The sequence below is a fragment of the Fibrivirga algicola genome (assembly GCF_011742925.1).
GTDB lineage: Bacteria > Bacteroidota > Bacteroidia > Cytophagales > Spirosomataceae > Fibrella > Fibrella algicola.
Genome location: NZ_WAEL01000002.1, coordinates 95,462 through 108,893 on the forward strand (window position 1 = coordinate 95,462; position 13,432 = coordinate 108,893).

Sequence of the window (13,432 nt, forward strand, 5' to 3'; positions counted from 1 at the left end):
ACATTTGTTTAGCCCACCTGAACCCAAGAAGGGTTGAGCCCCACCGTGGCCAACCCCTTCTTGGGTTCAGGTACGTTATCGTAGATTTCCGCTGTTTTCTGGCTTGACATTCACCAACTACGAATTAACGACAGCATCTGCTGCTACCTCCGCCTTTCTGTTAAAGTAGACAACGGATTCAATTGCAGCCACCCTACGATCAATGGGACCGGGCATTTTCCGTCTGCGGCTGTTTCGATAGGTCGGCCAGCAGTTGTTCCAGGTTATCGATAGACATTTTAAAGCCTAGTTCGAAGCCCATCTCAATCATGCGCTCCAGGCGGGTCAGCGATTCATTTTTTATGACAATACGCACGGTGGTGATACCGTCTCGTTCGCTGAACGTCGTATCCCATTCAGAACCCGGCAGTTCAGGGTTTTCGTTTTCGTCGGCAAACGAATTGTACATTTTATAATTGGTCTTCGGAGTAATGGATGTAAACTCCTGAGTCGACCAGCGGGCCTGCCCTTCCGGGCTTACCATCGCGTAAAACCGTCGGCCACCCACCTTGAAATCCATGTACTTTGTCCTGGATGACCAGGGTTTGGGGGCTACCCATTGGTCCAGTAATTCGGGTTTCGTGAACGCATCCCAAACCAGCGGGAGTTCAGCCGCAAATTCCCGGTTGATGTATACCGTTTTTTGTGGCTTGTCAACGGTAAAATCGAATAGTAGATTGGTGTTCATTGTTTCTGTTGATTGATTGTTGCTAATATTTCGTCAAGTTGATTAAACCGGGTCTCCCAGATTGTCCGGTATTGGGCCAGCCAGTTGTCTATTTCTTTCAGTTTGTCGATCTCCAGCGAATAGTAGATCTCTCGGCCTTGAGGCTCCTGTTTTACCAATTCGCATTCCGTGAGAATGCGCAGGTGTTTCGACACCGCCTGCCGGGTTGTGTTGAAGTTGTCGGCAATGTCGTTCGGGGTCATTGCCTGTAAAGCGATCAAGGCAATAATGGCCCGCCTCGTTGGGTCAGCGATTGCCTGAAAAATGTCTCTCCTCATTGGTATAGTGCGCGATTAACGAAACCGATCGGTTGCAAATATACGCGCAACCAATCGGTTTCACAATAAATTCTCAGTATTTTCTATTCGGTAAAAAGCGAGCCCGAATGTAACCGTCTCAGTGCGTCCCTAAACGGGGCCCTTTTTCCTAGACGGACCGCACCGATCACTTGGCAGGTGGAACGATGTAAGGGCCAGCCGGTTGACTTGGGCAAAACGGGTCAGTGACTGGTGCTCAAACGGGGCCACCCGCGCGGTCAGTTTCATCAGCGTAGGCATCGTCGCTAGCAACAAAAAAAGCTGACGCCGAGCCTGTCGAAGCGCCCGGTGTCAGCTTTTTTTGTTCTTGCCTATTTTTATGAGAAAAGCCGTCGGCCAACAGGTAACTCAAAACCTCAGCGTAATTCTTTCCGGGCCGCCGGGCGGTTCCTCCGGCAATAGAATCCCTACCTAATTCAGCTATTATTTTTTTGCTACAATTTTTATAAAGAGCCTAATGTCGTCCAAAATTGCATTACCAGACTTGTAAAAGTGCTTTTCTGATCCATTATCGATACCCCAATCTGTCCGATCAACGACCAGCATTCCATTCATCTCGACAGTTCCGTCCATTCCGTCCAAAAAATACATTTGGGCTGGAAAAGTAACTGCCTTCGTGATACCTTCCATAGTCAGATTCCCTGTAACTTTTATATTGCCTTCAGTTGTAACTCGTATACTTCCATCAGTTGGAACTTTCGTATTTCCATCATTTCCTGTGTCAACCTTCGTAATGACAAATGTAGAAACAGGAAATTTTTTGACATCAAAAAATGGTGGTACTCTATTGCGTGAACGTTGATCGTCAAAGTTTTCAATTGTATTCATGTCGACGTCAACTGAGCCGCCCACCAGCTGACGGTTTTCGATCAACAGGTCTCCTTTTACTAAGTCAACGTCTCCTGTAGTGGTACCATCGCCAAGAAACTTCGAACCGTCCCATCCACCAAGCAGCATAGACCCTTTCCATACTACAACGCTTTGCTTCGTATCGATGCTATATTTTTTCTGCCCTCCTTTATTATAAAAGTCCGTGATGGTCTTTCCATCAAACCGATACACGCCGGTCGCATCGCCAAACCAAATACTTCCATCGTTCGCTTCCGAAATCCCGAAAAAAGCCCTTCCCGACCTGATTTCGGTTACAGTAGGCTTATCAATAGACAAGGACGCTGCCTCATAACGAGAAACTGCCTGGACCGTCGGATTAGCCGGGTTTACCGGACCAGTAGTCCAGATATTTCCTTTTTTGTCCTGGATTATCGCATAAGCACCCCTATACGATACCTGCGTAAAGGTACCACCGTTGTAGCGCCAGAGGCCAGCGGTTCGGCCTACTTTGTAGCCATTGGCACCGCTGAGCCAAATAGCGCCTTTGCTATCTTCCAGTATAGCTGAAACCTGGAGAAAGGGTTCGCCCTTGTTGGTTAACGTGGTGAATTTCTTCCCGTCATACACGAAAGCATCGCCCCTGGTGCCAACCCACAATTTCCCTGTTTTATCTTCGATGAGCGTATTAATATCATTATTCAACTCCGCTTCTTTAAAAAAAAGCGGGGCGTTCGGCGATGTAAAATTGCGAAACGATTTCCCATCATAACGGCTTAGTCCACGTGCCGTACCGAACCAAATAATGCCGGCCTTGTCTTCATAAATAGACGTAACTCGATTATTGGCAAGACCCTCCGTGGTCGTAAAATGTTGAACGGATTTTCCATCGTCATAGTACACGCCTGAATCAGTAGAAGCGAACCAGGTATTTCCCCGTCGATCTTCCAGAACATCAAGGAATCTGTGCTGACCTAGTTTACGGGTAAGATTAATAAACGATTTTCCATCATATCGAAAAACATCGCCAAATGATGCGTTGTTCGGGCCAGCAATCAACATGGTGCCATTCCTGCCTTTTTTTATAGTACGAGCCATTATGTTAGGCCCTATATCTTTAATTTCAGACTTGATGGTATCTTTTGGTACGCTTGCCTGATTTTGTCCACAGGAAGTGCAGAAAACAAACACCAGGAACAAAGCATATACGTGCATGAGTGTAGCCATTTCTCTTTTTGTAAGGATGTCAGCAAACCTACACGTCTTTTGATTGAGGTGTGTTGGCGGCCTGTAAAAGAATGTAAACGAAACGTAAAATCTGCGTTTACAGACGGCTATGAACTTCGGCCTTTAATTGGCTATACGGTACAGCGCGGAGCGAGTTTTATGCAAGCACCCAAAAGTGCCTTCGCCTGACCTCGCGCTCTACCTGTTACAGCACGATTGCCATTCACCGGCCATAATCGCCTTTAGGCCTTTTATTCATTGGATGAAGCAGCCGGGCTCGCCTACTTTGGGGCCTAAACGCGGCAACATGGCTACTTTCTCCAGACGTTCATTCATCGGCAATCTTGGTCTCGGCATCGGCGCCTCGGCGCTCTCTCCTACCCTCATGGCGTCGGCCTTCGACCAGCCGGAGCCGACCAAAAAACTGAACGTGGCGGTCTGCGGACTGGGACGCTACGCCAACGTGCTGAAAAGCGGATTTGCCGCTTCGCGCTATTGCCAGCTCAACGGCGTAATAACGGGTACACCGGCCAAAGCGGCGAAATGGAAAGCCGAACTTGGCCTGCAAGACAAAAACATCTACTCGTATCAGCAGCTCGACCAACTGGCCAATAACCCAGATATTGATCTGGTCTACATCACCCTGCCCAACGGGATGCACAAGGAATACACGCTTCGGGTGGCCAACGCCGGCAAGCACGTGATCGTGGAAAAACCGATGGCGTTTACGGAACGCGACTGCCAGGAAATGATAGCCGCCTGCCAGAAAGCGGGCGTACAACTGGCGGTTGGCTACCGGCTGCATTACGAACCGCACCACATGGAGCTTAAACGACTGGGACAGGAAAAGGTATTTGGCCAGGTACGTTTCATTGAAGCGGCTCTTGGCTACCGACTGGCGGGCATCCCCGCCGACGACTGGCATCTAAGCAAAGCCATGGCGGGTGGCGGCCCCCTGATGAACCTGGGCGTCTATTGCGTGCAGAGCAGCCGGTACGTACTGGGCGAAGAACCCATAGCGGTAACCGCGCAATACGGCCCGGTGACGATGCCCGACCGATTCAAGGAAGTGGAGGAGAACATCATGTGGCAATTGTACTTCCTGAGTGGGGCCGTCTGCACCTCAGCCACCACCGCGAACTGCAACATCGACCGCTTCTTTGCCACGGCCGATGAAGGTACGTTTGAGCTAAGCCCAGCCCTGAGTTACGGCCCGTTTGCGGGGAAAACCAGCCAGAACGTGTTCAATTTCCCTGTCATCAACCAGCAAGCCGCCCAACTTGACGATATCGCCAGCCACATCCTGAGCAACAAACCAATACCATCGCACATTTCGGGTGAAGAAGGCCGCAAAGACATGCGCGTCATCGAAGCCATATACCGCGCCGCCAACACCGGCAAGAAAGTGTTAATCGGATAGCTAGGTACGTTCTGCTGAGGATTGTTGGGTTTTCCATTCAGTCATTTACCGATTAGGAAGATACACACACTTATACGACCATGAAGGATATTGTAAACAGAACGTTATCCTTTCATATTACATTTATATTTAATATATATACTTAACCCCAATATGTATAAAGCAGTTGAAGACATTATACCAAGAACTCTTGACCCAAACGTTGAAGATTTGGTGAAGAAATTGAGCAGGATTATTGATAATTTCGTTGATTTTGGGACTAATATTTTAAAGTGGGATATTGATGTAAAAAGAGTTGAAGAATTTAATGCACCCATTATGATGACTTATCGGCACTTTTTAGAACTAGCCGATTCAACAGCAATCCTAATAGGAAAGTCATCTATTGACCCTTGCAAACTTCTTCTGAGAGGTATGTTAGAATCTTATTTCAGCCTTGCATACATGCTCGAGGCAGATACAGAAGATAGGTGCATGGCTTTTATGGTCTGGACAATGCATAAAAAAATAAAAGCACTTGAACGAGGCGACCCTGATAGCGCAATAGGTAAGCATTTCAAAAGTAAATTGAGCAAAGACAAATTAGCCAGTAGTCTTCAATTACAAACGTTCCCTGAACTGCAAGTTGAAAAAGCTCGCCTTGAATCAGTATTTCAAAAACCTCATTATCAGAAAGCAGAGCGAGAATATCAGCTGTTAAAAACAGCGGGAACGGCCAATCCTGCTTGGTATAGGCTTTTCAACGGTCCAAAGGATATGGAACGAATGGCAGATCATTTAAATCTGATGGTCATGTACGATGTTTTTTACCGTGATTGGTCAGGACCAATTCATAGTACAGATATTTTTCAAGGTAAAGTTAGCGTAGCTCAAGACGGAACGTCTGAAATTCACCAATTGAGAACACCGCAAAATATTCAAGCGGTTAGTCAGTGGGTCCTTACTCTTTCTTTAATGATGTTTGAGCTTTATGTTGATAAAAGAATATCGAATAAAAAAAGTGATTTCTTAAATTGGTACAAGACAATAAGAGAGCCTTACCTTAGGATATGTAGTAAAGATCCACTTATACATCTTTCTTAACCGAATTAACTAAATCAAGGTCCCCTACTTAATCAGGTCGATTTGGGGGTGGGTGCAGGCGGTGACGGTTATGACGATTATCTGTTGCAGAGCTATCCAGGCCCCACCCCCTCTGCTCTGCTCTGCCCTACCCTTACTCGCTCTGCAATGATTTGACCGGGTTCATTAGGCCCCCTTTGATTGTTAACGTCCTGCCAGGGCGAAGACCCACGATTCGATGTCGATGCGGTATTTGACATCGCGCCAGGCGACTGGCGATACAAGCAGGAACAGGATGAATCTCCATTTTGGTTATCTTTGATAAACGGTCAATACGTATGCAAACCTCCAAATTGAGTCCGCTACAACTTGAACTGCTCAAGGTGTACTCGTTTCAACCCAGCGATGAAGATCTTCTGGCAGTACGGACGTTGTTGGCTACCTTTTTCTCCGATAAGGTCGTCAGCAAGGTTCGGCAAGCGGTTGATGAGCAAGGCATTACTGAAGCTGATCTTGACCGTTGGTTGAATGAATAAGCTACGGTTGATTCTGGACACGAACGTGTTTATGGTCTCACTAGCTCCGCAGTATAAATACCACTGGATATATGAGGCACTGATTCAGGGAAAATTCGATCTGGCGTTATCGAATGAAATACTGACAGAATACCATGAGCAGGTCGTCTTACGATACGGTATCGAGCGAACGGAAGTGTCACTCGACTACCTGCTTTTGCTTCCCAATGTCACGCTGATCAACCCATCGTTTCTCTGGCAGTTGGTAGAAAATGACAAAGACGACAACAAATTCGTCGACTGCTATTTCGCCAGCCAATCCGACCACATCATCAGTAACGATCGGCATCTACGCGGGTTGGTAATCAATGAGTTTCCGCCCATTTCAGTCCTTAAATACGAGGAATTCGAGAATCAATGCAAGTCGTTATTCGCTTTGCAATGATTTGACCGGGTTCATCAGGGCGGCTTTGATGGTTTGGAAACTGACCGTTAGCAAGGCGATGACCAGCACGGCTACGAACGGAACGATGAATAGCCAGCCGTTCAGGTTGGCCCGGAAGGCGTAGCTTGATCGCCAGTTGGTGATAGCAAACCAGGCCAGTGGTGCCGCCACGACAAACGAGATGGCAACCAGTACGGCGAATTCCTGGTAGAGCAGTTGCAGGATCTCCCCCACCGACGCACCCAGTGCTTTGCGGATGCCGATCTCTTTGGTGCGCTGCACCGTGGTGAACGAGGCTAGCCCGAACAAACCCAGACAGGCCACCAGAATGGCCAGCGCCGTGAAGAAGCCAAACACCTGTCCGAATCGCTGATCGGCGCGGTACTGGTCGGCGAAATGCTCGTCGAGGAAGAAGTACTCGAACGGGTTGCCGGGGAAAAACTGGTTCCAGGCCGATTGTAGCGTCGCGATGGTTTTGGCGGATTCGGCGGGTACCATCTTCACAGAGAAAAAGCCCTGCACGTCGGGGATCAGGCGGAGAATAAGCGGCTCGAACGCTTCACGCAGCGATTGCTGGTGAAAATTATCCACCACGCCTACGACGGTGTAGGTCTTGCCCCAGAACTCGATCTCTTTGCCGATGGCGTCGGTCGGGTTCTGAAAGCCGAGCTGGGCAATGGCCATTTTATTGAAGATCACCGCCGCCGGATCGGTGCCAAAGCTTTTGGCGAAGTTGCGACCCGCCACCAGTTTCAGGCCGTAGGCGTTCATGTAATCGTAGTCGACGCCGATGACGCGGTATTGTTTGGCCTTGCTTTCGTCCTGCCCTTTCAGGCGAATACCGCCCGCGTTCCAGCCTACCGGCTCGCCGGGAATCGACGTGGAGGCCGTGATACTCCGAATGGCTGACTGCCGCAGCAGCTCGTCTTTAAACGATTTCATCTGGCTCATATAGGTCGAATCATTACGGACAATCGGCGGACGGATCACCAGCGTCTGGTCGATATTAAGCCCCAGCTTCTGCTCCCGCATGAACTGGATCTGCCGAAAAACGGCCATGGTGCCCACCAGCAAAAAGAGCGACGCCCCAAACTGGAAAACGACCAGCCCTTTCCGCAATAGAATACCCTGTCTTGTATTGACCATCTTGCCTTTAAGCACCACTACCGGCCGGAATCCCGACAGCACAAAAGCGGGGTACATGCCCGACAGGAACGTACCCAGCACAAACAGGCCCAGCAACGCCAGCCAGAAGCGGGCACTGGCCAGCAACGAAAACGTCAGGTGCTGACCCGACAAACTGTTAAACGCCGGAATAGTGATCAGCACCAGGATAAACGCCAGCACCACGGCCAGCCCATTGAGCAGCAGCGATTCGATCATGAACTGCTTTACCAACTGACTTCGCTGCGAGCCCACGGCCTTCCGAACGCCTACTTCTTTGGCCCGGTTGATGGCTCGCGCCGTGGCGATGTTCACGTAGTTTACCCAAGCAATGATGACGATAAAAAAGGCGATGCCCAGCAACAGGTACGTTGTTTTGCCGTCGCCATTCGGTTCCGTTTCGCCGATGTAATGCGAATACAGGTGAATGTCGCGCAGGGGTTGCAGGGTGTAGATCGCCGCCGCATTGTATTTCTTCAGCTCAGCGCCAACCAGCTTGTCGACAACCCTCGGGAACTTGGCCGACAGCGCCTGCGGATCGGTGCCGGGGCGGAGCAGCAAGTACGTCAGGCAACCGTCCCAAGTCCAGGCTGTTTCTGGATTATTGTCGGGGCCCATATCCTTGATGTACGTGGCATAGGAGCGCAGCAGATCGGGCCGCATGTGCGAATTGACGGGAAAGTCGCGGTACACACCCGTCACTTTCACGGCTTGCTTCCCATTTACCTGCACGGTTTTTCCCAGCGGGTTGGCCGTCCCGAACAGCTTGGTCGCGATTGTTTCCGATAGCACGACCGTATTGGGCTCGGTGAGGGCGGTGCGCGCGTCACCGGTAATCAGTGGGTACGAAAACACGGTGAAGAACGCTTTACTGGCGAAATACACCTTCTCGATTTTCACCTGCTCGCCGCCCTGCACCTCGGCCACCACCGACCCGCTTCCGACTACCTTTACATACTCCTCGATTTCGTTGAAGGCATCTTTAAACGAATTACCAACCGCATACGCACCCGATACCCACTCGGTACTCAGCTTTCCGGCGTCGTACCGATCCTGCCGGACGCGGTAAATGCGGTCACCTTTCTCATGGAAATTGTCGAAGCTAAGTTCAAGGGCAACATACTGCAAAATGAGCAGACAGGCTGCCATACCGATAGCCAGCCCAACGAGGTTGATGGCCGAAAAAGCCTTGTGGCGCAGCAGGTTCCGCCACGCGATTTTAACATAGTTCTGGAGCATGAGGGGAGGGGTTTAAGGGGAGGGGGCGAAGGGCTTGGGGCGGGGGGGGGTTAGGTACGTTGTCGCTTGCCTGTGGCGAGTGACAACGCAGACAACGTACCTGAGCAACGAGCTCGCGGAGCCACCCCAAGCCCTCAGCCCCACGCCCTCAGCCTATTCACTCCGCAGCGACTTCACGGGGTCGGTCAGGGCGGCTTTGATGCTTTGAAAGCTGACGGTTAACAGGGCAATGGCAATGGCTAACGTACCGGCCAGGGCGAAGACCCACCACTCGATGTTGATGCGGTATTTGAAGTCGAGCAGCCACTGACTCATGGCGTACCAGGCAATGGGCGAGGCCAGCAGAATAGCGATCAGTACCAGTCGCAGAAAATCTTTACTCAGCAACGCCACGATGTTTGGTACGCTGGCCCCCAGCACTTTACGAACGCCGATCTCTTTGGTACGCTGCTCAGCCGTGAACATGGCCAATCCGAACAGGCCGAGGCAGGCGATAAAAATGGCGAGGATAGCGAAATAGTTGGCCAGCTTACCAATCAGCGTTTCGCTTTTGTATTGCTTCTCGAAACTGTCGTCGGCAAACTGGTAATCGAAGGGGTAGGCCGGGTTGTACTTCTTCGCCAGCTGCCGCATACTGGCCAGCGCTTTCTCGGTTTGGCCAGCGCGGGTACGTACCAGCAAGGTGCTGCTGTAGGTGGTGTCGAGGCGCAGAATGAGCGGCTCGATAGCCACGCGCAGGGAGTTGAGGTGGAAGTTCTTCACCAGACCGATGATCTTACCCGGCTTCTGCCAGAACTTCAGGTACTGACCAACCGGATTTTTCATGCCCATCCGCCGCGCGGCCTCTTCATTGACGAGGTAATTGGTGGTGTCGGTAACGTTGCTTTTCGAGAAATCGCGTCCGTCGAGCAGCTTCACTTTCATGGTGTTCAGAAAATCGTAGCCGACCGGCATTTGGGTAAACAGCGTCTTGTCGGCCGGGTCTTTGCCAGTCCATTCCACACCGATGGTCGAGTTGCCAATATCCATCGGGTCAGAGCCCGATGCGCTCACATCCTGAATGCCGGGCGATTGCAGCAGCTCCTGTTTGAACGACTCGTAGCGTTTCGGCAAATCGCCCTCCAACGCCATGTACACCACATTTTCGCGGTCAAGGCCCAGGTTTTTGGTCCGAATAAAATCGACCTGCCGACCAGCGATCAGCGTACCGATGATGAGCAATAGCGACAGCGCAAACTGGAAAACGACCAGTCCCTGCCGAAAGAGAATAGCCCCGGCGTTGAACCGCAATGTGCCTTTCAGGATACGGACCGGCTGCAACGACGACAGGAACAAGGCCGGATAACTACCCGACACAATGCCCGTAACCAGCGCCAGTCCCAGCAGGGTGAGCCAGTAAAACGGGTTGCTGTATTGAATGGCGATCTGCTTCTCGGTCAGGCGGTTGAAGGCGGGCAGCAAGAGTTGTACCAGCACTACGGCAAACACCAGCGCCATGCCCGCCGTGAGCACCGCTTCGCCCACGAACTGCCCAATCAGGTACATGCGTTCAGCTCCAACCACTTTACGAATACCCACTTCTTTGGCCCGTTTGGCCGACCGGGCGGTGGCCAGATTCATGAAATTGATGCAGGCAATGATCAGGATAAAAATAGCCACGATGGTGAACAGGCGCACGTATTCAACGCGCCCGCCGTCGCGCTGCCCATTGGTGAATTTCGAGTACAGGTACGTGTCCTCAAACGGGAACAGGAAGGTGGTAATCGTGGTCACCTCCTTCTTGTGCTGCTCCACCATGTTCAGAATCTTGGCGTTCACCCGGTCCAGACTGGCGGTTGGGTGCAGCTGCGCAAACGTGCGGATGCCGTTGTTGTCCCATTTGTTCAGCCATTCGTTTTTCGTTTCATAGGGACCAAGCGGCAACACGAAATCGAACTTCAGCGTCGACGTTTCGGGGATGTCGCGCATGACGCCCGTTATCTGCCTGTTCTCCTTATTGTCGAACTTGATGATGCGCCCTAGCACGTCTGTTTTGCCAAATAATTTCAGCGCGGCTTTCTCCGAAATGACAATGGACGTAGCGCCGGTAATGGCCGTTTTCGGGTTACCGTGGCTGAGCGGAAACGTAAAAATCTGAAACAGATCGGCGCTGGCGTAGCGTCCTTTCTCTTTGTACGCTGTTGAGCCCACCGCCAGCAGGTGTTCCTCTTCCCAGGTGATCTTTACCGTTTTGTCAACCTCCGGAATCTCGGCTTTCAGCGCGGGGGCCAGCGGTCCCGGCGTGGCTGAGGTAGTGCTGACTTCGTTACCCGTCCACTTCTGATTTTCAAATACCTGGTACAGACGCGGGCCGTTCTCGTGGAATTTGTTGATGCTCCGTTCGTCTTTCACCCATAGCAGAATCAGCAGGCTGCACGTCATGCCCAGGGCCAGTCCCAGCACGTTAATGAACGAAAACGTCTTGCTTTTGGCAATGTTGCGCCAGGCGATCTTGAGGTAATTACGGAACATAACGTAGAGGAGGTTTAGGAAAGAGAGAAGGAAGGCTTAACACAGCGGCGATCCACCACTGTGTTTCCATCCATTTCACCAAGACGATTGAGCAGGCAATTCATTACAAGGATGCAGAAATCCGGTTGGACGTTGCGTAGGGGTGCCCGCGCCTACTCCTATTTCGCTTTGCGGACGTAGATACTACCCTGCATGGTCTTCATCATTACCTCAGGGCCGCCGTTGTTGATTTTGCCGTATACCCAGTCGTCGACCGTGACGCGGTACATACCCGACTGGTTGGAACGCGTAGCTTTGGGCTGGCTCTTGTCAACGTCGATATCGAAGTCGCTGTACACGTCACCCATGTCTGATTTCAGCTTCACATTGGCTTTCACCGACGCCGGAAAGGTCACGTCTACTTTGCCATTCAGGGTCGAAAAGGCCATTGGCGTTTTGTTGTCGACATCCCGAAATATGGCTTTCAGATCACCATTCACCGTCTGCGCCACCGCCGATCCGCTGATATTCGTCAATTCAATAGCACCGTTGATGTTGCTGATTTCCAGCTCGCCCGTTACGTTTTCTACCGTGATGTCGCCGTTATTGATCGTGTGCAGTTTCAACGAAAACCGTTGGGGCACCTTGATCGTCAGGTTCACGGCTTTCTGGAGGCTTCCCGAATTCACTTTCACGGCATTGTTCTTTTCCTCGGCGGTGAGATCAAAGGCACTGTTGGGCGTGATACGCCGCATTCCTTCAGACAAACGGCCATCATCCCGACGATTTGTGTTGACGTTCACATTTAAGTTCATGTTCAGGTTTTCGTTCAGCCGCTCATTCTGCCCCTGGCGATTTTTGCCGGATGCTGCCCGCCCTGCCGTACCTGAGGTAGCGTCGATGACAATGTCTTTTCCCGAATAGCCAACCACGTGAATGGATCCGTTTATGAGCGTAACCTCCATTGAACCGGGTTTGCCGGGATCGGTCAGTGGCACAACAAGTTGCTCTTTTAGGTCGCTTTGGGCAAAGAGGGGCGCTGTGGCCGTCAGGGCAAGCAACGCAAGTGTGGTTAGTAGCCTAGTCATTGACTTCATGATTGTTTTTTAATGTACACATTGCCGTTGAACGTCTCGAATCGCAGGACTTTGCCTCCGTTCCCAATCCGTATGGCCGTTGATTTATCGAGTTTGTAGACGGTCTTATCGCCTTTCTGCTCCTTGTTTTTCGTCACCTCGACCGGCAGCATGGTCGTCTCGGGATAATCCGTGTAGAACTCGCCCTGGAAGGTTTTGAACCGCAGATCGGCCGACAGATTGGCTGGGTACGTCACGTTTATGTTGCCGTTCAGCGTGTAGTACGACGATTGGTCGGGCGGGGTAGCCGGGTAGTTAGCGTCCACGTTTCCGTTGATCGTCCGCGCTTCGGTCTTGCCACGGGCGTTGGTCATTTTAATGGCACCGTTGATGTTACTGACCTTCAAGGCGCCCGCCACATCGGTCACCGTGACATCACCCCGGTTGATGGTTGAGACAATGATGTTCATCTCCTTCGGAATTTTCACCGTAAAATCGAGCGTAAAGTCATAGTCGACATGATTGTTACGTTCTCTGTTCCGGTTTGGCCGCGAATCGAACGGTTCGATGATGTAGGCAAACACAGTATCGCCCTTTTGCTCGAACTGGAGTTTGAATTCCTTCTTGCCCGCCGCCAGCACGTCGGCGGTTTTCGCCGTCATCCGCTTATCGACCTCGAAGGCCACCTTGCTCCCCGACGTGCCCTCGACCTTGATAAAGCCGTTGATGTTGTAAATGGCCAGCACGCTGGCGTTGGCGCTGTTTGGCAGGGAAAATTCCTTGCTGATATGCTCCTTGTCTTCAGTCGTCTGCGCCACCGATTGGGCACAGGAAATCACGAGCCCCATAAGCAGGGGGAAAAATAGATTGATCATGAGTCAGA

Annotated in this window: 11 protein-coding genes; 4 read left to right on the forward strand and 7 right to left on the reverse strand. The window is 51.2% G+C overall.

Annotation, left to right across the window (positions count from 1 at the left end):
* Nucleotides 1-199: 199 nt before the first annotated feature.
* The 3 genes from F7231_RS05680 to F7231_RS05690 all read right to left on the reverse strand — a co-directional run bounded on the left by F7231_RS05680 (nt 200) and on the right by F7231_RS05690 (nt 3,138).
* Nucleotides 200-727: an SRPBCC family protein gene (locus tag F7231_RS05680; RefSeq protein WP_166691243.1), complete on the reverse strand. Its 528-nt coding sequence runs from the start codon at nt 725-727 to the stop codon at nt 200-202.
* Nucleotides 724-1,044, reverse strand: coding sequence for an ArsR/SmtB family transcription factor (locus F7231_RS05685; protein WP_085412452.1), 321 nt, complete (start codon nt 1,042-1,044; stop codon nt 724-726). Before F7231_RS05685 ends, F7231_RS05680 begins: the two co-directional genes overlap by 4 nt.
* Nucleotides 1,045-1,506: 462 nt before the next feature.
* Complete coding sequence (locus F7231_RS05690) at nt 1,507-3,138, reverse strand: two-component regulator propeller domain-containing protein (RefSeq protein ID WP_229369678.1); 1,632 nt, start codon at nt 3,136-3,138, stop codon at nt 1,507-1,509.
* Between the two features lie 307 nt (nt 3,139-3,445).
* Here F7231_RS05690 and F7231_RS05695 point away from each other — a divergent pair, with 307 nt between their 5' ends.
* The 4 genes from F7231_RS05695 to F7231_RS05710 all read left to right on the forward strand — a co-directional run bounded on the left by F7231_RS05695 (nt 3,446) and on the right by F7231_RS05710 (nt 6,580).
* Nucleotides 3,446-4,558, forward strand: coding sequence for a Gfo/Idh/MocA family protein (locus F7231_RS05695; RefSeq protein WP_166691244.1), 1,113 nt, complete (start codon nt 3,446-3,448; stop codon nt 4,556-4,558).
* Nucleotides 4,559-4,711: 153 nt separating this feature from the next.
* Nucleotides 4,712-5,641 (forward strand): DUF5677 domain-containing protein, encoded by a 930-nt coding sequence (locus F7231_RS05700; RefSeq protein WP_166691245.1) that lies wholly within the window; start codon nt 4,712-4,714, stop codon nt 5,639-5,641.
* A 317-nt stretch (nt 5,642-5,958) separates the two neighbouring features.
* Nucleotides 5,959-6,156, forward strand: coding sequence for a DUF8507 family protein (locus F7231_RS05705; protein ID WP_166691246.1), 198 nt, complete (start codon nt 5,959-5,961; stop codon nt 6,154-6,156).
* Nucleotides 6,149-6,580, forward strand: coding sequence for a putative toxin-antitoxin system toxin component, PIN family (locus tag F7231_RS05710; protein ID WP_166691247.1), 432 nt, complete (start codon nt 6,149-6,151; stop codon nt 6,578-6,580). The genes F7231_RS05705 and F7231_RS05710 overlap by 8 nt, the downstream gene beginning before the upstream one ends.
* Here the strand turns inward: F7231_RS05710 and F7231_RS05715 are convergent.
* The 4 genes from F7231_RS05715 to F7231_RS05730 all read right to left on the reverse strand — a co-directional run bounded on the left by F7231_RS05715 (nt 6,563) and on the right by F7231_RS05730 (nt 13,424).
* Complete coding sequence (locus tag F7231_RS05715) at nt 6,563-8,983, reverse strand: ABC transporter permease (protein ID WP_166691248.1); 2,421 nt, start codon at nt 8,981-8,983, stop codon at nt 6,563-6,565. The genes F7231_RS05710 and F7231_RS05715 overlap by 18 nt on opposite strands.
* Nucleotides 8,984-9,136: 153 nt before the next feature.
* A complete protein-coding gene (locus tag F7231_RS05720) occupies nt 9,137-11,494 on the reverse strand; it encodes an ABC transporter permease (RefSeq protein WP_166691249.1) in 2,358 nt (785 codons plus the stop codon).
* 158 nt (nt 11,495-11,652) lie between these two features.
* A complete protein-coding gene (locus tag F7231_RS05725; RefSeq protein ID WP_166691250.1) occupies nt 11,653-12,561 on the reverse strand; it encodes a DUF4097 family beta strand repeat-containing protein in 909 nt (302 codons plus the stop codon).
* Between the two features lie 5 nt (nt 12,562-12,566).
* Nucleotides 12,567-13,424, reverse strand: a complete 858-nt coding sequence (locus F7231_RS05730) for a DUF4097 family beta strand repeat-containing protein (protein ID WP_166691251.1) — start codon at nt 13,422-13,424, stop codon at nt 12,567-12,569.
* Nucleotides 13,425-13,432 lie beyond the last annotated feature (8 nt).